General features: G+C 70.6%; 25 protein-coding genes. 15 read left to right on the top strand and 10 right to left on the bottom strand.

Annotated features, from left to right (window positions below; all coding sequences use genetic code 11):
* The first annotated feature begins 179 nt into the window (after positions 1–179).
* The 3 genes from ABEA67_RS04870 (at position 180) to ABEA67_RS04860 (ending at position 1514) form a co-directional block, all read left to right on the top strand.
* Positions 180–449, top strand: coding sequence for a stage V sporulation protein S (locus tag ABEA67_RS04870; RefSeq protein ID WP_345461706.1), 270 nt, complete (start codon positions 180–182; stop codon positions 447–449).
* 69 nt (positions 450–518) lie between these two features.
* Positions 519–1199, top strand: a complete 681-nt coding sequence (locus ABEA67_RS04865) for a zinc metallopeptidase (RefSeq protein WP_345461703.1) — start codon at positions 519–521, stop codon at positions 1197–1199.
* 99 nt (positions 1200–1298) lie between these two features.
* Entirely contained in the window at positions 1299–1514 is a 216-nt protein-coding gene (locus tag ABEA67_RS04860) for a hypothetical protein (RefSeq protein WP_345461700.1), read from the top strand.
* A 64-nt stretch (positions 1515–1578) separates the two neighbouring features.
* Here the strand turns inward: ABEA67_RS04860 and ABEA67_RS04855 are convergent, their stop codons facing one another.
* Complete coding sequence (locus ABEA67_RS04855) at positions 1579–1944, bottom strand: metal-sulfur cluster assembly factor (RefSeq protein WP_345461697.1); 366 nt, start codon at positions 1942–1944, stop codon at positions 1579–1581.
* Positions 1944–2273, bottom strand: a complete 330-nt coding sequence (locus ABEA67_RS04850) for a rhodanese-like domain-containing protein (RefSeq protein ID WP_345461694.1) — start codon at positions 2271–2273, stop codon at positions 1944–1946. Before ABEA67_RS04850 ends, ABEA67_RS04855 begins: the two co-directional genes overlap by 1 nt.
* 56 nt (positions 2274–2329) lie before the next feature.
* Here ABEA67_RS04850 and ABEA67_RS04845 point away from each other — a divergent pair, with 56 nt between their 5' ends.
* From ABEA67_RS04845 to ABEA67_RS04825, 5 genes are all read left to right on the top strand, one after another.
* Complete coding sequence (locus ABEA67_RS04845; protein ID WP_345461691.1) at positions 2330–2614, top strand: rhodanese-like domain-containing protein; 285 nt, start codon at positions 2330–2332, stop codon at positions 2612–2614.
* A 44-nt stretch (positions 2615–2658) separates the two neighbouring features.
* Positions 2659–2835: a hypothetical protein gene (locus ABEA67_RS04840; RefSeq protein ID WP_345461688.1), complete on the top strand. Its 177-nt coding sequence runs from the start codon at positions 2659–2661 to the stop codon at positions 2833–2835.
* 149 nt (positions 2836–2984) lie between these two features.
* On the top strand, positions 2985–5546 hold the full coding sequence (locus ABEA67_RS04835) for a U32 family peptidase (RefSeq protein ID WP_345461685.1): 2562 nt from the start codon (positions 2985–2987) through the stop codon (positions 5544–5546).
* 39 nt (positions 5547–5585) lie between these two features.
* Entirely contained in the window at positions 5586–6146 is a 561-nt protein-coding gene (locus ABEA67_RS04830; RefSeq protein ID WP_345461682.1) for a DUF402 domain-containing protein, read from the top strand.
* Between the two features lie 48 nt (positions 6147–6194).
* Positions 6195–6899 carry a hypothetical protein gene (locus ABEA67_RS04825; RefSeq protein WP_345461679.1) on the top strand — a complete coding sequence of 235 codons (705 nt, stop codon included), beginning with the start codon at positions 6195–6197 and terminating at the stop codon, positions 6897–6899.
* Positions 6900–6936: 37 nt separating this feature from the next.
* On the opposite strand, the gene bshC is transcribed toward ABEA67_RS04825, so the two are convergent.
* Positions 6937–8493, bottom strand: coding sequence for a bacillithiol biosynthesis cysteine-adding enzyme BshC (gene bshC / locus ABEA67_RS04820; RefSeq protein ID WP_345461676.1), 1557 nt, complete (start codon positions 8491–8493; stop codon positions 6937–6939).
* Between the two features lie 79 nt (positions 8494–8572).
* Positions 8573–9247: a Crp/Fnr family transcriptional regulator gene (locus tag ABEA67_RS04815; RefSeq protein WP_345461673.1), complete on the bottom strand. Its 675-nt coding sequence runs from the start codon at positions 9245–9247 to the stop codon at positions 8573–8575.
* Positions 9248–9351: 104 nt separating this feature from the next.
* Here ABEA67_RS04815 and ABEA67_RS04810 point away from each other — a divergent pair, with 104 nt between their 5' ends.
* Complete coding sequence (locus ABEA67_RS04810) at positions 9352–10131, top strand: WecB/TagA/CpsF family glycosyltransferase (protein WP_345461670.1); 780 nt, start codon at positions 9352–9354, stop codon at positions 10129–10131.
* A gap of 48 nt (positions 10132–10179) precedes the next feature.
* On the opposite strand, the gene ABEA67_RS04805 is transcribed toward ABEA67_RS04810, so the two are convergent.
* From ABEA67_RS04805 to ABEA67_RS04790, 4 genes are all read right to left on the bottom strand, one after another.
* Positions 10180–10575 (bottom strand): penicillin-binding protein, encoded by a 396-nt coding sequence (locus ABEA67_RS04805; RefSeq protein ID WP_345461667.1) that lies wholly within the window; start codon positions 10573–10575, stop codon positions 10180–10182.
* 125 nt (positions 10576–10700) lie between these two features.
* Positions 10701–13058: a transglycosylase domain-containing protein gene (locus tag ABEA67_RS04800; RefSeq protein ID WP_345461663.1), complete on the bottom strand. Its 2358-nt coding sequence runs from the start codon at positions 13056–13058 to the stop codon at positions 10701–10703.
* A 52-nt stretch (positions 13059–13110) separates the two neighbouring features.
* Entirely contained in the window at positions 13111–13497 is a 387-nt protein-coding gene (locus ABEA67_RS04795) for a response regulator (protein WP_345461660.1), read from the bottom strand.
* Positions 13498–13690: 193 nt separating this feature from the next.
* Positions 13691–15388: a long-chain-fatty-acid--CoA ligase gene (locus ABEA67_RS04790; RefSeq protein ID WP_345461657.1), complete on the bottom strand. Its 1698-nt coding sequence runs from the start codon at positions 15386–15388 to the stop codon at positions 13691–13693.
* A gap of 126 nt (positions 15389–15514) precedes the next feature.
* Here ABEA67_RS04790 and ABEA67_RS04785 point away from each other — a divergent pair, with 126 nt between their 5' ends.
* The 5 genes from ABEA67_RS04785 to ABEA67_RS04765 are packed head-to-tail and all read left to right on the top strand — an operon-like array spanning position 15515 to position 18029.
* Positions 15515–16063, top strand: a complete 549-nt coding sequence (locus ABEA67_RS04785; protein ID WP_345461654.1) for a nucleoside deaminase — start codon at positions 15515–15517, stop codon at positions 16061–16063.
* Positions 16060–16968, top strand: a complete 909-nt coding sequence (locus tag ABEA67_RS04780; protein ID WP_345461651.1) for a ribokinase — start codon at positions 16060–16062, stop codon at positions 16966–16968. The genes ABEA67_RS04785 and ABEA67_RS04780 overlap by 4 nt, the downstream gene beginning before the upstream one ends.
* Before the next feature lie 12 nt (positions 16969–16980).
* Positions 16981–17505 (top strand): DUF1999 domain-containing protein, encoded by a 525-nt coding sequence (locus ABEA67_RS04775; RefSeq protein WP_345461812.1) that lies wholly within the window; start codon positions 16981–16983, stop codon positions 17503–17505.
* Positions 17486–17710, top strand: coding sequence for a heavy-metal-associated domain-containing protein (locus ABEA67_RS04770; protein WP_345461648.1), 225 nt, complete (start codon positions 17486–17488; stop codon positions 17708–17710). The genes ABEA67_RS04775 and ABEA67_RS04770 overlap by 20 nt, the downstream gene beginning before the upstream one ends.
* 1 nt (position 17711) lies before the next feature.
* Complete coding sequence (locus ABEA67_RS04765) at positions 17712–18029, top strand: DUF503 domain-containing protein (protein WP_345461645.1); 318 nt, start codon at positions 17712–17714, stop codon at positions 18027–18029.
* A 336-nt stretch (positions 18030–18365) separates the two neighbouring features.
* Here the strand turns inward: ABEA67_RS04765 and lepB are convergent, their stop codons facing one another.
* Both lepB and ABEA67_RS04755 read right to left on the bottom strand, forming a co-directional pair.
* A complete protein-coding gene (lepB, locus tag ABEA67_RS04760; RefSeq protein ID WP_345461642.1) occupies positions 18366–19148 on the bottom strand; it encodes a signal peptidase I in 783 nt (260 codons plus the stop codon).
* Positions 19149–19222: 74 nt separating this feature from the next.
* Positions 19223–20017: a patatin-like phospholipase family protein gene (locus tag ABEA67_RS04755; protein ID WP_345461639.1), complete on the bottom strand. Its 795-nt coding sequence runs from the start codon at positions 20015–20017 to the stop codon at positions 19223–19225.
* Positions 20018–20080: 63 nt separating this feature from the next.
* Here ABEA67_RS04755 and ABEA67_RS04750 point away from each other — a divergent pair, with 63 nt between their 5' ends.
* Positions 20081–20833 carry a serine/threonine-protein kinase gene (locus ABEA67_RS04750; protein ID WP_345461636.1) on the top strand — a complete coding sequence of 251 codons (753 nt, stop codon included), beginning with the start codon at positions 20081–20083 and terminating at the stop codon, positions 20831–20833.
* Positions 20834–20962: the final 129 nt, after the last annotated feature.

Below are 20962 nucleotides of genomic sequence, written 5' to 3'. Positions count from 1 at the left end.
CCTTGAGTAAATATTCATTTAATGGCATAAAGCTGCTGCTCGTGGCTGGGGCCTGTACAGACGCATGGGGCCACCGGGATAGACGGGAGGGGTATCTCCACCCCCCCGCCGGGCGGTTGCGCTGCGGCGGCGGCGGCGGCTAGATTAGAATCCTTAGCTTTCTGGAGGGCCTTACGGCTGTGGAAACCCTGCGCGTCTCTGGCAAATCACGTCCAAACTCGGTGGCCGGGGCGGTCGCGGCCCTGCTGCGCTCTCAGGGCCGGGTCGAGGTCCACGCCATCGGCCCGGCGGCGGTGAACCAGGCCGTCAAGGCCCTGGCGATTGCGCGCGGCTACCTGCTGGGCGATGGCCTCGACCTCACCGTGCAGCCCGCCTTCCTGAAACTCGATGTGGCCGACGAGGAGCGCACGGCCCTGACCTTCCGGGTGGAGGGCATTCGCCCAGGCTAAACCCACCGGAAAGCCTCTCATAAAACTTGAGTACGGCACGCTAAGATATGGGCAGGAGGAAGCCCCTGCATGTTCTTCGGCCCGTATACCTTTCTGATCCTCATCATCTTCGTCGCCTCGCTGCTGATCCAGGGCTACCTGAGCCGGACCTACGGGCAGTGGGGCAACGTCCGCAACAGCCGCAACCTGACGGGCGCGCAGCTTGCCCGACAGATGCTGGACGAGAACGGCCTCCCCAACGTGCCGGTGAATGCCGTCCCCGGCAACCTCAGTGACCACTACGACCCCATCAAGAAGGTCGTGAACCTGTCGGAAGCCAACTACCACGTGCCCAGCGTCAGCGCCCTGGCCGTCGCTGCCCACGAGGTCGGCCACGCGATTCAGGACAAGGTGCGGATGCCCGCCCTGGTGCTGCGCGGCCAGCTCGCCGTGCCCCTGAGCCTGGGGATGAACCTCGCGCCGCTGCTGCTGCTCGCAGGGGTGTTCCTGCACTTCACCGGCCTGATCTGGGTGGGCGTGTTCCTGTTCGGCGCGGCGCTGCTGTTCCACCTGATCACCCTGCCGGTCGAGTTCGACGCCAGCCGCCGCGCGCTGGTCTACCTGAATACCCGTGGCCTCACCAGCGGCCGCGAGAGCCAGGGTGCCCGCGCCGTCCTGACCGCCGCCGCCCTCACCTACGTGGCGGGCTTCGCGATGGCCCTCGCGCAACTGCTGAACGTGCTGGGCATCGCCCGCAGCCAGGACGATTGAGGGAGAGCGGCCAGCTTCCAGCCGCCAGCAACCAGCACAAGAAAGCCCCTGCCTGGAGCGGGGGCTTCTTCCGTTTGTCGGATGGGGGAGACTGGGGCCGTGCCGCAGTTCGTCTACGTCCTCGAAGTCGTGCGTGATGGGGGCCGCATCCGGGCGCACTTCGCCCAGACCGCCGGGGCGGCCCAGCGTGCGGCCCGGAAGTACGTCGGGCGGGGCGTCTGGGTGCCCACCCCTGACCCCGCCACCCCCGCACGCCTCCTCGACGGCGACACCGAACTCGCCCGCGTGGTCCGTGAGGTGGTGCCCCTCACCTGAAAGCAAATGCCCCAGCTTCAGGCCGGGGCATCTCTTTTGCTGGTTGCTGGAAGCTGGCCGCCCTCTACACGTTGAAGCCGAACATCCGCATCTGCCGCTTGCCGTCCTCGGTCATCTTGTCCGGCCCCCAGGGCGGCGTCCACACGAACTCGACATTGACCTCGCTCACGCCGTCCAGACGCCCGACCGCCATCTCGGCATCGGCGCGGATCAGGTCCTGCACCGGGCAACCCACGCTGGTGAGGGTCATGGTGATGTCCACCAGGCCGCCCGGCGCGATGTCCACGCCGTAGATCAGGCCCAGGTCCACCACGTTCACCGGAATCTCGGGGTCCTTGACGATCTTCAGGGCCTCCAGCACCTGCGCCTCGGTGGGCAGGCCCGCCGCTTCCCCGGCCTGCGGGGTGGGATTGGCTCCAGTGTCGTCCATCACGCGCCTCCTTCCTCGGTCGGCAGGCCCGCGTCCTGCCAGGCGAGTGTGCCGCCCTCCAGGTTCACGACGCGCGTGTAGCCGTGGTCCAGCAGGTACTGCCCGGCGCGGGCGCTGCGGGCACCGCTGCGGCAGATCATCACCAGTTCGCGGTCGCGCGGCAGTTCCGCGTAGCGGGCCTCGAACTCGCTGAGGGGCAGGAGCTGTGCGCCCTGCGCGTGAACGTCCTGGTACTCGTTCGGCTCGCGCACGTCGACCAGCAGCGCGCCTCCTTGCACCCGCTGCTGGCCCTCGGTGGGCGACACGTCCTTCAGGGAATCGGCCTTCATGGGTCCCAGCATACAGGCGGCGGCCGGGACGCATGGTGCGGGCGTACACTCGGCTCATGACCCTGCCCGGCGGCGTGACCCTGATTGACCTGCGCCCGGCGGACCTGCGCGCCCGCGAGCCGCTGGCCGACCTGACCCCCTTGCCCGTCCTGCCCGTCACGCTCAACGCCATCGAGAACGGCACGCACGGCCTGCAGCCGGAGCTGGGGCCGCTGGTCGTCATCTGCGAGCGTGGCGTGCGTTCAGGCCTCGCCGCCCGTTACCTGAAGGCCGACGGTCTGGAGGCCAGCGCCTATCCCGGCGGCGTTCCCGCCCTGCGTGCCAGGCACAAGCCGGATTGACCCGGCGCTCATGTCCCGCACGGGGCCGGGGCGCACCATGACGCATGACACACAAGGACCGCTACAACGAAGGCGAGCGCGACCACAGCCCCAAACCGGGCAGCAACCACGGCAGCGCCGACGACAAGAACAACGACGGCCGCCGCAACGGCAGCGAGAGCGGTGGCGGCAAGGACGGCGGGAAGGACAGCGGGAAGAGCGGGGGAGACAACAAGAGCTGAACGGGTGGCAGGGGAAGGGCCGGGGGTAAAATCCCGGTCCCTTCTTGTTGCGGGTTCAGGCTCGGTAAGAACACCCTCGCCCCACTTCCCATTCCCATCCGAACCCCGGTCACGCTCGGGCCGACAGCGTTCGGCTAGACTGGCGCGTTATGGCGCGTGCCCGAGTGAAACCCGAAGTGATGAGTCCTGTTGGTGGCTGGCCGCAACTGCGCGCCGCGGTGGAGGCCGGGGCGGATGCAGTGTTCTTCGGCGTGCAGCCCGCGCAGGGCCAGGGCTTCCATGCACGGGCCAAGGTGGGCTTCAGCGCCGAGGAACTGCCTGACATCATGCGGACGCTGCACGAGCGCGGCGTGCAGGGCTTCGTGACCTTCAACGTCCTGGTGTTCGACCGCGAGCTGCGGGACGCCGAGCGGCAACTGATCCACCTGGCCGAGTCGGGCGTGGACGCGCTGATCGTGCAGGATCATGGGGTCGCGCGGCTGGCGCACAGCATCTGCCCCGACCTCCCCATCCACGGCAGCACCCAGATGAGCATCACCTCCGCCGAGGGGGCCGAGCTGGCCCGCCGCTTCGGGGCAAGCCGGGTGGTGCTGGGCCGCGAGCTGTCGCTGCGGGACATCGGCCGCATCGCCGCGCAGACCGACATGGAGCTGGAAACCTTCGTGCATGGTGCCCTGTGCGTGAGCTACAGCGGCCAGTGCTTTTCCAGCGAGGCGTGGGGCGGGCGCAGCGCCAACCGGGGCCAGTGTGCCCAGGCCTGCCGCCTGCCCTACGAGATGCTGGTGGACGGCGAGCAGCGCGACCTGGGTGACGCCCGCTACCTCCTCTCGCCCGGCGACCTGTACGCGCTGCATCAGGTGCCCGAGCTGGTGCGCCTGGGTATCGACTGCCTCAAGATCGAGGGCCGCTATAAGGACGCCGAGTTCGTCGCCCTCACCACCGCCGCTTACCGCAAGGCTGTGGACGAGGCGTGGGCGGGGCTGCCCCTCAGCGTCACGCCGGACGAGGAACGCGACCTGGAGCAGGCGTACTCGCGGGGCCTGGGGCCACACTTCATGAGCGGCACCAACCATCAGCAGGTCGTGCGTGGGCGTGCGCCCCGGCACCGCGGCGTGCGGGTGGGCACCGTGCGCGGCACCACCGAGCGCGGCGTGCTGGTCGAACTGTCGGAGGAGGTGCGCCCCGGCGACGGCCTGGTCTTCGACCCCGCCAACTGGCGCGCCCCCGAAGGCCGCGAGGAGGGCGGCTTCCTGTACGGCCTGTGGCAGCGCGGGCGGCAGGTGGAGGACGTGCGCCCCGGCGAGACGGCCGAACTGCGCTTCGGGCGCGGCGCGGTGGACCCTGCCCGTGTGCGCCCTGGCGACCCCGTGTGGCGCACGCAGGACCCCGGCCTGAGCGCCCGCGTCCGCCCCCTGCTGGAGGCTGGCGACCCGGTCTACACCCGCCCCGTCACCGCCCACTTCCGCGGGCACCTGGGCGAGGTTCCCGCCCTCACCCTCACGGACGAGGGGGGCCGCAGCGTCACCGTGACCCTGCCCGACCCCCTCCAGCCCGCCCGCAACCGCGCCCTGGACGAGGCGGGCCTGCGCGAGCAACTGGGCAAGCTGGGCGGCACGGGCTACCACCTGGCGGCCCTGACCGCCGACCTCTCCGGCCCCGGCTTCCTCCCCGTCTCGCAGCTCAACGCCCTGCGCCGCGAGGCCGCCGAGCAGCTCACGGCTCTGCGAGGGCAGGCCCCCGAGCGCCGCATCATCCCCCGGCTGGAGGAGGTGCTGGGGGCAGAAGGCAGAAGGCGGAAGGCAGAGGCTCCACAACCCACAGCCCACACCCCACAACCCCGCCTCCACGTTCTCGTCCGCACGCCCGAGCAACTCGACGCCGCCCTGGCGGAACGGCCCGACTCCATCACCCTCGATTACCTCGAACTGTACGGCCTGAAACCCAGCGTGGAGCGTGTGCGGGAGGTGGGCCTGAAGGTGCGGGTCGCCAGCCCGCGCATCCTCAAGCCCACCGAGCAGAACCTCCAGAAGTTCCTGCTGTCACTGGGGGCCGAGGTGCTGGTGCGCTCCGGCGGGCTGCTGGAAGGCTTGCAGGACGTGCCCGACCGGCCCGCGCTGACCGGCGACTTCAGCCTGAATGCTGCCAACGTCCTGACCACCCGCGCCCTGCTGGACCTGGGCCTGGAGCGCGTCACGCCCACGCACGACCTGAACGCCCGGCAGGTCACCGACCTCGCCGCGCTGGTGGGGCCGGAGCGGCTGGAGGCCATCGCCTACCAGCACCTCCCCGTCTTTCACACCGAACACTGCGTGTTCTGCCGCTTTCTGTCGGAGGGCACCGACTACACCAATTGCGGCCACCCCTGCGAATCCCACCGGGTCGCCCTGCGCGACGAGCGCGGCGTCGCCCACCCCGTCATGGCCGACGTGGGCTGCCGCAACACCATCTTCGAGGGCCGCCCCCAGGTCGCGGGCCGCCACCTGCAAGACTGGCTGGCCGCCGGGCTGCGCGACTTCCGCCTGGAGTTTGTCCACGAAACGCCGGGGCAGGTGCGCGAGGTGATTCGCGCCCACCGCGCCTTCCTGGCGGGAGAACTCAGCGCCGCCGCCCTGGAAGCCGCCCTGGAGCGTCAGGCCGACCAGGGGACCACCGAGGGCAGCCTCTTCGTCCCCGAGGGCTTCGACCGTCTGCCCGCCCTGCCCGTGCTGTAACGCCCACGCCTTCATGAAGCCCCGCTTGAGGGGAACTTCATGTTCCTAGCAGGCGCTGACCCGGTACGCTACCGCATGGGCGAGGCGGAACCGGTCAAGACGGAGCGGCATGACGTGCAGGCACGCCAGCATCACACCAACACCGGCGTTCGCCCGGTGCGGACCTACCGCGAACACCCGCACGGCCTCCTCGTCGCGCGGGACTTCGTGGCCCATCCGCGCATCCGGCACTGGCAGGCGCACCTGCTGCCCCGCCTGGGCGTGGTCGTCTGCCGCTACGACTTCCACGGCTCGCGCGAGCACGACTATTACATCGACGTGGCGACTATCACCCGCGCGGGCGACCTATGGACCGTGCGCGACCACTACCTCGACCTCCTGGTCCACGAGGGCCTCACCGCCGAAATCGTGGACACCGACGAGCTGCTGGCCGCGCACGCGGCGGGCTATATCGGCACGCCCGAACTGCACCACGCTGTCGCCACGGCCCACCGCGTCCTGGCAGGGCTGGCCCGCGCCCGCTACAGCGTGGAGGGCTGGCTGGGCGCGGAGGGCGTGCGGGTGGAGTGGCTGCCGGTGACAGAGTACGCGACGGCGTAAGGCAAAGGGCGCATAGCCGCAGCACCACGCTTTCGCCTACCCTGCCCCATGCCCGATGCCGCCCAGAACCGCCTGGAAGCCGCCCTGCCCGCCGCCCTCGCCCGCGTCGTCGCCACACCCGGCGTCTATGCGGTCCTGTGGTGCGGCAGCGCCGCACGGGGAGAGGCGGACGTCCACAGCGACCTCGACTTTCACGCCCTGGTGAAGGGCGACCACCGCTGGCGCAGCAGCCTCATGGTGGAGGGCGTGCCCGTGGAGGTCTTTCACAACCCGCCCCGCAAGGTGCGGGCCATGTTCGCGGAGCCGGACCACGCCTCAGTTGCCATGTTCGCGCAGGGCCGCGTGCTGGTGGACCACCCCGACCTCGCCGCCCTGGTAGAGGAAGCCCGCACCCTCCTCGCGGCTGGCCCCACGCCCCGGCCCCTGACACCCTTTCAGCGCCACATGTTGCTCGACGAGGTGGTGGAGGCCCGCAGCACCCAGGCTGACCCCATGCACGCCTTTCACGTGGTGAATGCCGCCGCCCGCCTCGTCCGCGCCCTGTACGCCACGCGCGGCTGGTGGGAGGTCAAGCCCCGCCACTGGCTGACTGACCTGACGGAAAAGGACCTGCAGGTTGCCCACCACCTCCACACGGCCCTGAACGCGCCCCGGCCCGCCGAACGTCAGACCGCCCTGGAAGCCCTGGCCCTCTGCGTGCTGGAGAGCCTGAACTACGGCGAGAGCGCAACGGACCCCGAGCCGGTGCCCTGAGCTGGCCGCTGGAAGCTGGCGGCTGGCCGCTCCCCCGTCAGCTCAGCACCACTTCCGCCTGCGTTCCCGGCGGCAGGCTCAGCAGCTGCCGCAGCGGTTCCTCGCCGTGCTTGAGCAGGAAGGTCAGGAAGTTCATCTCGCGTTCCTGCGGAATGCCGTTCGGCAGCAGGTGGAGCTTCAGCCGCGTGAGCTGCCGCGTGCGGTCGTTCTCCTGGCGGGCCAGGGCGCGCACGGCGAGGGTCTGGAGGTGCGCGACACGGGCCGTGGTGCGGCGGCGGGTGCGTTCGGCGGCCCCCTCCAGCGTGGGGTCGAGGGCGGCCAGTTCCTCCGTCAGCGCACGCAGTTCGGCGTCCAGCGCGGTCAGTCGCTCCGAGGCGGCCGCTTCCGCCCCCCGTTCACGCGCCAGCGCCCGCCCCAGCACCCCTTCCGGGTCGGCCTGCACCTGCGCCGCCGTCGCCCCCAGGCGCGCAAGCAGGCGCATCACGTTCGGCTCCAGCCACGTGACGCTCAATCTGGGCCACAGCAGGGGTTGCCGCAGGCCGTGCAGCGCGTAGACCTCCCGCAGTTGTGCCCCGTAGGCAATCTCGCCCGGCCCGACCACAAAGGCCAGCGTGGGCAGCAGCGCGTCCTGCACGGCCGGGCGCAGGCCCGCCGCCGGGGTCAGGCGCGAGGGGTCGGCCTCCAGCAGCGCCCGCACCTCCCCCGGCGTGTACGTCTGTGCCCCGGTGCTGAATCCCCGCCCGTCGAAGCGCAGGAGCCGCCGCTGGCCGTCCTCCTCCTCCAGAAAGAGGTTCGTCGCGCCGGCCGGGCGGCGAAGCTGGGGCACGAAGCCCGCCTCCTCCAGCCGCGCCGCCGCCGCCTCGATGCACTCCGGGCCAGCCAGCGGGCGCTCCAGTTCGCGGGCCAGGGTGGGGGCCATCAGCCGGGCAAGGGCGGGGTGCAGGGGGTCCAGCACCACCAGCCCGGCGGGGGCGAGCAGCCCATGCATCAGCCGGGCGAAGACATCAGCGTAGCTGCCCCCGCCCCCCACGGCCCGGCGCACCCGCGCCCGCACCGCCTCGCGGTACTCCGGGGCGGTGTCGAAGCGGCCCAACAGCGCCTCCACCTCGGCGGTCCACTCGTCCCGCCAGGGCACGCGCCCCACCGGCACGCCTTCCGGCAGGGCCAGCGTCAGCCGGTGCAGCTCCTCGGCGTGGTCGAGCAGGGTGGTGGAGGCCACCTCCGCCGCGTCGTGGTCCTGGCTGGCGACCCAGTAGACCGGCACGACCGGGGCCTCCTCGTGGTCCAGGGAGCGGGCGAGCAGCGCGGCGTCGGCCCCCTTGTGGACGCTGTAGGCGGGTCCCGTCAGCAGGCCCGCCTGTTGCCCGGTCACGACTACCCGCGAGGCGGGGTTCGCCAGGCGTGTGAGCTGTGCCTCCAGCCCCGCGTCCAGCGTGCCCAGGTCGCGGTGGTAGGCCCGCAGCGCGTCGGCCAGGGCGACGCGGTCCACGTCAGGCCGCGCCTCCTGCCTGGCCGCCTCCAGGTCCCCCGGCGCGAGGCGGAAGAAAGCGGGCAGGTCGCCCGCCCGGTATGCCGCTGCAATGCTTCTGGTCAAGATGCCACCCTCGTCCGGTGGGCCGCCTGCCTGCCCGGCCCCCCTTCTCGCTTTAGATTCTACAGCACTTGCCCGATGGTTAGCGCAGCGGCTCGCGGGCGGCTGTGAGCAGCCCAGCGCGGTCGGTCAGGATGATGCGGCGGTAGCCCAGGTCCAGCAGGCCGCGGGAGCGGAAGTCGCCCAGCAGCTTGGTGATCGTCTCGCGCGTGCTGCCCACCACGTGCGCGAGGTCCTGGTGCGACACCCGCTCGCGCAGGGCCAGCGTGCCGCCGTCGGGCCAGGGGCCTTCGCGCTCGGCCAGGGCCAGCAGCGCCAGCGCCAGCCGCTGCGAGACCTCCATGAACACCAGCCCCGCGAGCCGGTCCTGCACCCCCCGCGTCTGCCGCGTGACCTGCTCGGTGAGGGCCACGCCGACCGCCGGGTGCGTCTGCATCAGGCGGGTCAGCGTCTCGCGGCCCAGCAGCAGCGCCTCGGCGTCGTCCATTGCCTCGGCGTACATGCCGTAGCTCGCGCCGGGCAGCAGCGCCCCCGCCCCCAGCAGTTGCCCCGGCCCGTGCACGTCCAGCGTGACCTCGCGCGCCCCCACCCCCAGGCGGTAAAGCCGCACGCTGCCGCGCGTGAGGACGAACAGCGTTTCGGCCGCGTCCTCCGGATGAAACAGCAGGCCCCCCCGCGCCCAGCGGCCCACCCGCGCCGCGGCCACCACCTGCGCCTGCGCTTCCTGCGGGAGCATCCCGAATGGCCCGGACATCATGGGCACAGTCTGCCATAGGCGGGCAGAAGGCGGAAACGTGGAATCTTTTCCTAGCGCCTAATCCCTAACGCCTAACCCCCCCCGTGTTACAATCCCCGCCACGCATGACCCGACCCGATCCGACCGCCGCCTCTGCCAGCGAGGCGCGCCTGACTCTGTTCGACCTGCCGCTGGACGTGGTGACCCTGGAGCAGACCCTGGACCGGCTGGGCGGGTGGATGTTCCGCGCGCCCCGGAGTCCCCACACGGTCGTGACGCTGAATCCCGAGTTCATCGTGCAGTCGCGCACGCAGCCCGAGTTCGTCCGGGCGATGCAGGAGGCCGACCTGGTGACCGCCGACGGCGTGGGCATCGTCTGGGCCGCGCGGCAACTGCATGGGCGCGAGGTGCCGCGTGCCCCCGGCTACGACATCGTGAAGGGGCTGATGCAGCGCCACGGCTCCGAGCTGCGGGTCTTTTTCCTGGGGGCCAGGCCGGGCGTGGCGGAGCAGGCCGCGCAGAACGCCATGCGCGACTACGGGATTCAGGTGGCGGGCGTCCACCACGGTTACTTCGACTCCAGTGAGGATCAGCGGGTCGCGGAGCTGGTCGGCGCGTCCGGCGCGCACCTCGTCCTGACGGGCATGGGGGCCGGAAGGCAGGAAATCTTCAACCAGTACTGGCGGCAGGTGCTGGCGGCCCCCGTGCTGCTGGGCTGCGGTGGCGTCATCGACGTGTTCGCGGGCACGGCCGACCTCGCCCCGGCCTGGACGCGCAAGCTGGGCGTGGAGTTCATCTGGCGCGTCGGCCTGGACCGCAAACGCTGGAACCGCGCCCCCCGCCTCGCCCAGTTCATGCGGCTGGTGCAGGCGGAGAAGCGGCGGCAGGGGCGCGGGACGCAGTAGGCGGTACGCGGGAAGAACCTTTCCTGCGTACTGCGCCCCGCGTCCTGCCTACCTGCCCAGCCCCAGGTCCCCGCTGAAGTTCCCCTCCCAGGCATTCAGCACCCGGCCGCCCTGCACCAGCAGCACGGTGGGGTAGGCCCCGACGCGCAGGGCGCGGGCAAAGGCGGTGGCCTCCGGGCCGCGCCATACGTTGACGCCCCTGGGGGCGGGGGCAGGCACGTCCTCCGCGTTCACGGCGCGCACCGGCAGGCCCGCCGACAGCACGGCCCCCCACAGGTCCCCCAGGTCGCCGCAGTCGTGCGAGTACACCACCAGCACCTCGCGGTCAGGGGAGGTCCAGGGGTGGGCCGGGAGCAGCTCGCCCAGGCGCACGCGCGCGTCGGCGGCGGGGGTGCCCAGGGCCAGCAGCAGCGTCAGCAGGGGCGCACGTTTCATGTGCGGCATGATGCCCGCCGCGCCCGCCCCCGCGCGTGACAGCCCGGTGAGAAGTGCCCGGCCTGTGCCCGCCGCGCCCTCAGCTCGACAAAAGAATCCCACCGCCGGAGACGGGCGGTGGGACAGGGGGGCCTTCAGTTCTTGGCGTTGGGAGCCGGGGCCGTGCCGGGCGAGCGGATGGCCTTGATGGCCTGCGGGTCGGGCTGCTCGTCGCGCAGGGGCTGGGGGTCGGGGTCGGGGGCGTAGCCGGGCAGGTCCTCGATGGCGACCCGCCGGGGCACCACGTTCTCGGGCGGGGTGAACTCGGTGGCGAGGCGGCCCGTGGTGCGGTCCAGGTTGATGACGGTCGTGCGGGGATCGGCCCCCCCCGGTGCCCAGTTGACCTCGCGGTACACCACGGGGGCGGGGGCGTCCTCCTCGGCAGCGGTCGTGACGTTCTTGAAGCGGGGGTCGAGCAGGGCGACCTTCACGCCGGGGAGATAGCCCGGATCGGGCGCGTCGGCGTAGAGGATGCCGGGCGGCTCCGCGAACTTCGTCGGCGTCTTGCCCGCGTGCGCGATCTCCATCATCCGCCGCCAGATCGGGGCGTTCACGTAGCCGCTGTAGTAGTAGGTGGGCATCTCGCCGCCCTGCTGCTTGCCGACCCACACGGCCCCGGTGTAAAGGGGCGTGGTGCCCACGAACCAGAAATCCTTGGGGCCGTTACTCGTCCCGGTCTTGCCCGCGACCGGCCAGTTGCCGAACTTGGCGGGCCACGACAGGCCCCCCTGCGGTCCCGTCAGGTCGTTCACCACACCCCGGATCATGTCCAGGCCCAGAAAGGCGGTCTGTGGCGTCCAGACCCTCCCCGGCTTGGTGAGGTCGTTGGAGGCGTCGTACAGCACCTCGCCGCGCGCGGTGGTCACGCGGGTGATGTAGCGGGGCGCGCGGTACAGGCCGCCGTTCACGAAGGGCGCGTAGGCCGCCGCCATCTTCACGGGCGTCGTCTCAATGGCCCCCAGCGCCGCCGCCAGGCCCGTGCCGTCGTTGGGCGGAATGCCCAGCTCGCGCAGCTTGGTGAAAAAGGTCTGGAGGCCGATGCGGTCGGCCAGGCGCACCGTGACCAGGTTCAGCGAGCGGTCGAGCGCCTCGCGGATGGTCATGTTGCGGTAGGTGGTGTTGCCCTCGAAGTTCTGCGGCTTGTACTCGCCGCCCTTGCAGGTGTCGCAGGGGAAGGCGATGGGCTTGTCCTCCTCGCGGTGGGTCTGTTCCAGGCCAGTCGAGAGCGCGGTGGTGTACAGCAGCGGCTTGATGGTCGAGCCGACCTGCCGCTGGCCCTGCGCGGCGTTGTTCCAGTCGGCGGGCGGCTGGTTACCGCTCAGTTTCTGCCCGATCATGCCCAGCACTTCTGCCGTGTAGGGGTCGATGATCACGGCCCCAAGTGTCGCCCCCGGCGGAAAGCCCCGGTAGGCCAGGGATGACGCCTCACGGCTGGCGGTCTCCACCGCGCTTTGCAGCTTGGGGTCGAGGGTGGTGTAGACCCGCAGGCCGCCGGAGCCGTACACCTTCTCCCGCCCGAAGCGGCGTACCAGTTCCTGTTCCACCTGCCCCATGAAGTGCGGCGCGCGGGTGGTCACGACTGCCTTGAGTTCCTTGGCGCTGCGGTCGACGAGTTTGGCGCTCTTCACATTGCCGCTGGCGTCATACGTGATCTGCCAGCCGCGCGGTTGCAGCTTCTCGTGCCAGGCGGCGTCGGCCTGGGCCTGCGTCACCCAGCCGTCCTCGACCATGCGGGCAAGCAGGGTCTTCATCACCGGGCGCACCTGCCCCTGATAGTTGAAGTAGCGGTTGGGGCTGGGCACCAGCGCGGTCAGGTAGGCACTCTCGGCCAGCGAGAGCTGCTTGGGCGTCTTGCGGAAGTAGGCCTGCGCCGCCGAGTAGATGCCGTACAGCTCCACCGGCCCGCCGTCGCCCCAGTAGATGGCGTTGAGGTAGTCGCGCAGGATCTCTTCCTTGGTAAAGGCGCGCTCGACCTGCACGCTCAGCAGCCATTCCTTGATCTTGCGGTCGGGCGTGCGGGCCTGCTTGTACTCGTCATACAGCAGCGTGTTCTTGACGAGCTGGTTGGTCAGGGTGGAGCCGCCCTGCACGTCCTCGCCCTGCGCGACCCGGCGGAACTGCCGCGCGATGCCATAGGGGTCCAGGCCGTAGTGCTCGAAGAAGCGGCGGTCCTCGTTGGAAATCAGCGCCGCCGTCATGAAGGGGCTGATCTCGTCCAGGCGGACCAGCGTGCGGCTGATGGCCTGCTCCCCGATCTTGGGCACCAGCGTTCCCAGCGGCGTGCTGTCGCGGGCGAAGACCCGCGTCTCGGCCCCCAGGCTCAGGTTGTCGAGCTGGCGGTAGTCGGGCAGTTCGCGCGTCCATTTGGTGACGTAGGTGGCTCCCACCCCGGCGGCGGCCACCCCGCCCGCCAGCAGCAGCGCCCCAGTGAACTTCAGAAACCTCAGAAACAAGCGGTTTCCTCCTTTGAAATGCAGGGTTTGGTGTGGGCGGGGCGGGGCATGGTCACCGCCGCCGCGCCTCGATCAGTTGATTGACGCGCCCGCGCAGGTTCTTGCCGCTGAGCGGCTTGTACACCAGGTCGTCCGCGCCAACCAGCTTGGCCTGGTCACGGGTCTGGTCGTCGTCGAAGCCGGTCAGCAGCAGCACGGCCGACTGCCGCAGCCGCTTGACTCGCTTGACCCGCGAGCAGATCTCGAAGCCGTCCATATGCGGCATCTTCACGTCGAGCAGCATCGCGTCGGGTGTGTGCTCGCGCAGGTACTCCAGTGCCGCCCGGCCGTCCGGCACCGTGACGATCTCGTGCCCGTCCGCCGACAGAATGACCTCCAGCATGGTCCGGATGGCCGGTTCGTCGTCCGCGACGAGGATGGTATACGCCATAAGCACCATGATAATGCAGCCGCCGCCTGGGCCGCACCTGCTTCCCGCTGGGAACACCATGAGAAACCCCCGCACGCGGCGGGGGTGGGGAGGGGTGGGGGTCATACGGCTTCCGGCCCTGTTCCTTCTCTGCGGCTCAGCTCTGCGAGTCCTTCCGGTCGGGTTTCGCCGTGATGGCATCACCGCTCAACCGGATTTCGTCTCAGCCCGCCTTGCTGGGCTGCTGCGCCGCCCGCGCCTCCTCGGCCAGTTGGCGGCGCAGCACCTTCAGGGCCGCCGACTTGGGCAGCTCGCTGCGAAACTCCACGCTGCGCGGGGCCTTGTAGGAGCTGAGGTTCGCGCGGCAGTGCGCGATGATCTCGGCCTCGGTCGCGGTCATGTCCGGCTTGAGGGCCACCACCGCGTGGACCGTCTCGCCGCGGTAGGGGTCGGGCAGGCCCACGGCGGCGGCCTCCAGCACGGCCGGGTGCGTGTACAGCACCTCCTCCACCTCGCGCGGGTAGATGTTGTGGCCGCCCGCAATGATCAGGTCCTTTTTGCGGTCCACGATGCGGAAATAGCCGTCCTCGTCCATCACGGCCATATCGCCGGTCAGCAGCCAGGTCTGGCCGTGCGCCTCCCGCAACACCTTGGCCGTCTCGTCGGGGCGCTGCCAGTAGCCCTTCATGATGTTGGGGCCAGCCACCCACAGCTCGCCGATCTCGCCGCTGGGGAGGGGCTGGCCGTCCTCGCCCGCCACCATCGCGTCCACCCCCGGCAGCGGCAGGCCGATGCTGCCCTCGCGCTGATCCCCGAAAATGGGGTTGACGTGCGTGACCGGGCTGGATTCGGTGAGGCCGTAGCCCTCCACCAGGTTCGCCCCGCCCGTGATCTGCCGGAACTTGCGCGCGGTTTCCAGCGGCAGGGGCGCGCTGCCGCTGATGCAGGCGCGGATGGTGGTCAGGTCGAAGCTGGGCGTGTCGGGGTGGTTGTTGATCGCGTTGTACAGCGTGGGCACGCCCGGAAAGAGGGTCGCCCCGCTCGCCTGGATCTGCCCCAGCACCATTTTGATGTCGCGGGCGTTGGGCACCAGCACCAGCGTCGCGCCGGTCAACATGCTGAGGTTCATGCCCACCGTCATGCCGTACACGTGGAAGAACGGGATGGCCGCCAGCGTCACCTCCTGCCCCGGCTTGAGGTCCGTCATCCAGGCCCGCGACTGCTCGGCGTTGGCGACGAGGTTGTGGTGCGTGAGCATCGCGCCCTTGGGCACACCGGTGGTGCCCCCGGTGTATTGCAGCAGCGCCACGTCGTCCGGGCGCAGGGTGACGGCCTTCGGCGTGGGGGCCTGGCCCCGCAGCAGCCCCCGGAAGCTGTAGACCGAGCCGCCCGCCTTCACGTTTACCCAGCTGCCCTCGCGCCGCGCCTTGATGGGGTACAGCACGTTCTTGGGAAAGGGCAGCGCGTCCTGAATCCCGGTCACAATCACGCGCTGGACCGGCACCCGCGTGGCGATTTTCTGGTAGCGCGGATAGAAGGCGTCGAGCAGGATCAGCGTCTCGCTGCCGCTGTCCCGGAGCTGGTGTTCCAGCTCGGCGGGCACGTACAGCGGGCTGGTGTTGACCACCGTGGCCCCGGCCAGCAGCGCGCCGAAAAAGGCCACCACGAACTGCGGCGAGTTGGGCAGCATGATGCTGACGCGCTCGCCGGGCTGCACGCCGATCTTCTGGAGGCCCGCCGCGAACCGCTGCACGTCCTGCCACAGCTCGCGGTAGCTGGTGTTCGCCCCCAGAAAGTTCAGCGCCGTGCGCTCGGGAAACGTCTCGGCGCTGCGGCGCAGCAGGTCGGGCAGCGTGTCGTTCGTCGGCGTGAACTCGCGGGGAACGCCTTCTTCGTAGTGGGCCAGCCAGGACCTGGTCATACCGCTCCTCACACTCCTCGGGTCCGCCCTGCCTGCGGCAGGAGGGGGACTGGTTGAATTGAACCGAGTATAAACTGAACTCGGTATAAATGTACTTGATGAGGGCCGGTCGTGCCAGACTGCTCCATGCCGCCTGCGCCCCTGGATCCGGCCGCCCACCGCCCCCACCTCACAGAAGCCCTGCGCCTGGCCCGTGAGGCACAGGCGGCGGGGAGTTCTCCCGTCGGTGCCGTTCTGGTCAACGCGCAGGGCGAGGTGATCGCGCGGGGCCGCAACCGCGTCGGGGAGGCCCAGTCGCCCGAACACGTGGGGGCCGCCAGCGTCGCCCACGCCGAGATGGACGTGTTCTTCAGCGTCGGCAAGGTCCGGGACGCGGAAAGCCTCACCCTCTACACCAGCCTGGAACCCTGCCTGATGTGCGGCGGTGCCTCGGCGCTCCTGGGTGTGGGCCGCGTGGTGTGGGCGACGGGCGACCCCTGGGGCGGCTCGGGCCGTCTGCTGGCCTGGAGTGACCACCCCGCCATGCAGGAAACCGACGTGGTGCCCTGCCCCGACCCCGAGCTGGAGCGCGAGGGCGCGCGCCTCTTTGCCCCCGAGGCCAAACGGGCCTTCCCGGAAGAGGGCTGGGCGCTGTGGCGGCAGCGGTATCCGGAGGAAACGGCGGACATGGAATGACCGTGCTGCCCGGCAGAGTGTTGGTGGTCGGGAGCGTCAATGCCGACGTGACCGTCCGCGCCCCCCGCATTCCCACCCCCGGCGAGACGGTGCTGGGCGAGGAGGCCCACGTCTCGCCCGGCGGCAAGGGGGCCAATCAGGCCGTGGCCGCCGCCCTGGCCGGTGCCACGGTGTCCCTGTGCGGCGGGGTGGGGCAGGACACCTTCCGCGACCCCGCCCTCGCCGGCCTGAAGCGCGCCGGGGTCGGCCTCACGCATCTGCACACGCTGGACGCGCCCATCGGCCTCGCCCTGATCACGGTGGCGGCGGGCGGCGAGAACGCCATCACGGTCGCCAGCGGGGCGAATGCCCGTGTGACCCCCGCGCACCTGCCCGCCGACCTGACCGGCTTCACCCACCTGCTGCTCCAGGGCGAACTGCCCCTGGAGGTCACCCGCGACGCCGCCCGCCGCGCCCGCGCCGCCGGCCTGACCGTGCTGCACAACGCCGCGCCCGCCCGCGCCCCCGACCCCGACCTGCTCGCCCACACCCACCACCTGATCGTGAACGAACACGAACTCGCCGCCTTCGGGGGCGGGGAAGCGGCCCCAGAAGCGCAGGCCAGCGCCCTCCTCGCCCGTGGGCCGCGGGCCGTGACCGTCACCCTGGGTGCGCGGGGCAGCCTGACCGTGACCCCGGACGCCACGTACCACCTCCCCGCCTTTCCGGTCACGCCGGTGGACACGACCGGCGCGGGCGACACCTTCTGCGGCGTGCTGACAGCCTGGCTTGCGGCCGGCCAGCCTCTCCCCGAGGCCCTGGGCGCGGCCGGAGTCGCCGCTGCCCTCGCCTGCACCCGCCCCGGTGCGCAGGACGCAATGCCGGATCGGGGCGCGATTGCCGCGGCCCTTGCCAGCGCGCGCTAGGCTGCCCCCATGCTGCGGTACCGCACCTTTGCCGAACCCGATTACGACGCCCTGCAAGCCCTGGACCTCGCCGCCCAGCGCCAGGCCGACCCCGCTTTCGACACCCTCCCCGCCCGCGAGCGCGAGGGCCGTCTGGGCACCAGCCTCCCCGCCCTGAAGTTCTACGAGCGCAGCGAACATTCCTTTGCCGCGCAGGACGAGGCGGGGCAGATGCAGGGCCTGATCCTGGCGCAGCACGTCTGGCAGGGGGACCGTCCCATCGTCCTGGTCCGGGCGGTGATTCTCGCGCCGGACGCGCCGGAGGGCACGGCGGAAGGCCTGCTGCGTGCCGCCGTCAAGAGCGCCTACGACAGCGCCGTGTACGAGGTGCATTTTCCCCTCACGCCCTCGCTGGAGGCCGCCGCGCGGCGGGAGGAGGCGCATTTGACCGGCGGGTACGCGGTGTGTCACCTCGGCACGCGGGCCATGTCCGCTCCGGGCGAACGCCTCGGCAGCGGGGGCCAGGCGAGCGGGCATAATGACGGGCATGACGAGTAAACCCACCCGCGTGCTGCTCGGTGTGCGCGGCATGACCCGCGACGCCGGAGAACGTGTCGCTGCCCACCTGCGGACCCTGCCCGGCGTGACCCAGGCCATGCCCGACGAGGGCCAGATCGAGGTCCACTACGACCCCAGCCAGCACACCGTCATGGACCTGGTGCGTGCCGTGCGCTCGCAGGGCTTCCTGGCGGGCATGCTCTAGCGTGGCCCTCGGCTACGTCGGCGTCCTGACCGTCCGGGTCGAGATGCCCTGGGTGTCGAACCTCAAGGAGAAACGCGCCCTGGTCCGCCCGGTCGTCGAGCGCCTCAAGGCCCGCTATCCCCTCACGGTGGCCCGCCTGGACGGCCTCGACGCCCACGACTGGGAAATCATCGGCGTCGCTACCCTCAGCAACGACTACGGCTGGGTGGAAGAAACCCTGCGCATGGCCGCCGACTTCATCGCGCGCGAGGGCGAGTACCGTGTGGCGTGGGAGGAAACGGACATCACGGTGCTGGGCGAGGAGAGCGACGAGTTTTGATACTGATTCCGATTGAAGGGTGTTGAAAACACCCGGAAATCCGACCAGAGGGAGAAGGAACAAGGGCGGATTTCGGGAGATGGATGAACAGGCGGTGCCCTCCCGACTGTTCAGGAATTGGACGGAATCCGTATGAGGGATGCGCAAAGAAGGGGAGCTGAAGCGAAAAGGCCTCAGCTCCCCTTTGTCTGGAGCATTTGACGTAAAAAGAACCCCTCTCCCCTCGCAAAGCAAGGCCCTCTCTGCTCCGCAGCTCTACGAGTCCCGCCAGGGGAGAGGGTCAAAAAAAGCAGCCATCTTTACGACAAATGCTCCAGGCTCAGAACCTCACGGCCCTCACTTCGCCATCTGCGTCTTGAGCACGTCGAAGGCTTCCGGACGCTTCAGCACGCGCCAGTTCAGGACGGTGGGGCCGGTGAAGCTCGTGACCCGTCCCGCCGTGCAGTCGTAGTGGGCGGTGGTCTTGCGCATGATGGGCCAGATGGCGGCGACGGCCCGCCCGGCCACGTCGCGCCGCAGGACCGGCCCGAACAGGCGCGAGTCCTCGCTGCCGCCCTCGGTGCGGTTGTCGCCCATCACGAAGTAATGCCCGGCGGGCACCGTGATTTCGGGCTGGTCGGGCAGGATGCCCGCGGCGCTGGAGGTGGCGTTGTTCGCCAGATCGCTCTGGGTGTCCCAGCAGCCCTGCTCGCGCCAGAAGTCGGTGGTCCAGCTCTGGTCCAGCTTGGTCCCGTTCACGAACACCTCGCCGCCCTCGATACGCACGCGGTCGCCGGGCAGGCCGATCAGGCGCTTGATCAGAAAGGGCCGGTAGGTCCACAGCCCCAGCAGCCCCGGCCGGGTGAGGTTGGAGGCCTGCGCCGCCGCCGCCCGCGGGGGCTTGAAGATCAGGATGTCGCCTCGCTGAAAGTCGCCCACGCCCGCCTTGTGCAGCCAGGTCTCGTATTTCGGCACGAACACGCGCTCGTGGTCGCGCAGGTTCGGCATCATGCTCACGCCGTCCACGCCGACCAGCGTCGCCAGGAATTGCGTGATCACCACCGCAAAGACGATGGGTTCCAGCACTTCCTTCCACAGCTTCGCCAGGGGTCCCGGCGCGGGCTTTTCTAGTCTTGTCATGCAGCTCCTTGTCCGCCGCGCAGGATAGCGGACGGCAGCCCTGGCCGCGCCGCTTCCCCCAGTGGGCGGCAGGCTCAGGACACCAGCGCGTGCAGCCGGGGCAACTCGGCCAGGGCCGCCGCCTCGCCCGCCCCGATGGCCTGGGCACCGCGCCGGAAGCTCTGGAGGTCCACGCCCGCGAGCTGGGGCCGCAGCAGCACGTCCGGGCGGTAGAGGCTCAGCCGGGCGTCGGTGAGCTGCGCCTGCATGATGTCCACCGCCCGCCGCAGGGCCTGCACCGTGCCCAGGTGGCCCTCGCTGCGCCACAGCCGCCGCCGTTCGGGAAGTTCCAGCGGGTCGGGTACCGTCACGTCCACCGCGACCACCCGGCGCACGCCCAGAAACAGCGCCGCGTCCACCGGCACCTGGTTCAGGATGCCGCCGTCGGCCAGCAGCATGTCGCCGTGGGGCACCGGGTCGATGGCCCCCGGATAGGCGCTGGTGGCCCGCAGCGCCGCATATAGGTCGCCGCTTGTCAGGTACACCTGCCGCCCGGTCAGGATGTCGGTCGCGGTGACGGCCAGGGGCCGCTGCAACTCCTCGAAGGTGGGGGGCAGGTGCGCCGCCAGCCACGCCTCGAAGGCGCTGGCCCGCAGCAGCCCCGTGCCGGGCCGCCAGTCCAGCAGCCTCCGCCACGACACCGTTTCCGACACGCGCCGCAGTTCGCCCGCGCTGACCCCCGCCGCGATAAAGGCCGCGACCAGGCCGCCCATGCTGGTTCCGGCCAGCACCCGTGGAGACAGCCCGGCCTCTTCCAGCACTTGCCACACCCCGATATGCGCCAGCCCCCGCGCACCCCCGCCCCCCAGCACCAGCCCAAAGCCCGTCATCGGGGGAAGTCTACCGGGTGGGGGTATCACCCTGCCCCCGTCCTGGGGTACCGTGGACGCGACATGCCATGGGCGGGACAGGTGGTGGGAGAAGGGGTGCGGCTGGTGCGCCCCCTGGGCCGCGGTTCGCACAGCGTGGTCTACTTCGCGGTCGGCCCCGGCGGGCAGGCCTGCGCCGTGAAAATCTTCGACGCCCATTTTGCCGCCCACGCGGTGCGTGAGTACGGCAACGGTTCCCTGCTCGACCATCCCCGCCTGGTGCGCGTCCTGTCGCCCGTGCGGGTCAGCGACCAGCCGGGGCTGATCGTCACGCTCGCGCGCGGCACCGTGCTGTTTGACCGCTACGCCCACCGCCCGGCCCTCACGCATGACCGCCAGGCCTTCTTGCTGACGCTGGCGCATCTGCTCGACGCCCTGGGCTACCTGCACGCGCGCGGTCTGGTTCACCGCGACGTGAAGCCCGAGAACATCTTGGTCGAACCTGACGGCAGCGCCACCCTGGTCGATTTCGACCTCTCCGGCCCCACCCGCGAGGCCTTTGCCACGCCCACCCGCATGGGCACCGCCGCCTTCCAGAGTCCCGAGGCGGCGCGCGGAGAAACGCTCGGCCCCGAGAGCGACCTGTACAGCGTCGGGGTGCTGCTGGGCTGGGGCCTGCACGGCGCGCTCTCCGGGCCGGATGTGCCGCCCCCCCCGCTCCCGGACCCCCTCGACGCGCTGCTGGTGGCCCTCACCGAACCCGACCGGACGCAGCGGCTGGGGAGTGCGGTGAAGGCGCGGGAACTGCTTCTGGAGCTGGCGGGGTTGCCGTATTGAGGGTCGGGTAACGCGCGGCAGTCTGCTGCGAGGAACAGATAACGCGGAGAACGATAAAAATGCCCGGCGGCTCGCGTCTACCCCGAACCCGTGCGGCCTGCTCGCCTGCCCTCATCCCTTACCCTGGGC

The organism is Deinococcus carri (genome assembly GCF_039545055.1).
GTDB classification, from domain to species: domain Bacteria; phylum Deinococcota; class Deinococci; order Deinococcales; family Deinococcaceae; genus Deinococcus; species Deinococcus carri.
The sequence above is the reverse complement of the archived record's forward strand: the minus strand, read 5'-3'. Positions and strand labels throughout refer to the sequence as shown.

Coding starts and splice junctions, on each gene's coding strand:
- ABEA67_RS04770 (WP_345461648.1), top strand. CDS start 17,486: ATGACGGGCATGACGAGTAAACCCACCCGCGTGCTGCTCGGTGTGCGC.
- ABEA67_RS04755 (WP_345461639.1), bottom strand. CDS start 20,017: ATGACGGGCTTTGGGCTGGTGCTGGGGGGCGGGGGTGCGCGGGGGCTG.
- ABEA67_RS04750 (WP_345461636.1), top strand. CDS start 20,081: ATGCCATGGGCGGGACAGGTGGTGGGAGAAGGGGTGCGGCTGGTGCGC.
- ABEA67_RS04805 (WP_345461667.1), bottom strand. CDS start 10,575: ATGCCGCACATGAAACGTGCGCCCCTGCTGACGCTGCTGCTGGCCCTG.
- ABEA67_RS04850 (WP_345461694.1), bottom strand. CDS start 2,273: ATGAAGGCCGATTCCCTGAAGGACGTGTCGCCCACCGAGGGCCAGCAG.
- ABEA67_RS04845 (WP_345461691.1), top strand. CDS start 2,330: ATGACCCTGCCCGGCGGCGTGACCCTGATTGACCTGCGCCCGGCGGAC.
- lepB (WP_345461642.1), bottom strand. CDS start 19,148: ATGACAAGACTAGAAAAGCCCGCGCCGGGACCCCTGGCGAAGCTGTGG.
- ABEA67_RS04780 (WP_345461651.1), top strand. CDS start 16,060: ATGACCGTGCTGCCCGGCAGAGTGTTGGTGGTCGGGAGCGTCAATGCC.
- ABEA67_RS04810 (WP_345461670.1), top strand. CDS start 9,352: ATGACCCGACCCGATCCGACCGCCGCCTCTGCCAGCGAGGCGCGCCTG.
- ABEA67_RS04785 (WP_345461654.1), top strand. CDS start 15,515: ATGCCGCCTGCGCCCCTGGATCCGGCCGCCCACCGCCCCCACCTCACA.
- ABEA67_RS04815 (WP_345461673.1), bottom strand. CDS start 9,247: ATGATGTCCGGGCCATTCGGGATGCTCCCGCAGGAAGCGCAGGCGCAG.
- ABEA67_RS04825 (WP_345461679.1), top strand. CDS start 6,195: ATGCCCGATGCCGCCCAGAACCGCCTGGAAGCCGCCCTGCCCGCCGCC.
- ABEA67_RS04790 (WP_345461657.1), bottom strand. CDS start 15,388: ATGACCAGGTCCTGGCTGGCCCACTACGAAGAAGGCGTTCCCCGCGAG.
- ABEA67_RS04795 (WP_345461660.1), bottom strand. CDS start 13,497: ATGGTGCTTATGGCGTATACCATCCTCGTCGCGGACGACGAACCGGCC.
- ABEA67_RS04830 (WP_345461682.1), top strand. CDS start 5,586: ATGTTCCTAGCAGGCGCTGACCCGGTACGCTACCGCATGGGCGAGGCG.
- ABEA67_RS04855 (WP_345461697.1), bottom strand. CDS start 1,944: ATGGACGACACTGGAGCCAATCCCACCCCGCAGGCCGGGGAAGCGGCG.
- ABEA67_RS04840 (WP_345461688.1), top strand. CDS start 2,659: ATGACACACAAGGACCGCTACAACGAAGGCGAGCGCGACCACAGCCCC.
- ABEA67_RS04835 (WP_345461685.1), top strand. CDS start 2,985: ATGGCGCGTGCCCGAGTGAAACCCGAAGTGATGAGTCCTGTTGGTGGC.
- ABEA67_RS04865 (WP_345461703.1), top strand. CDS start 519: ATGTTCTTCGGCCCGTATACCTTTCTGATCCTCATCATCTTCGTCGCC.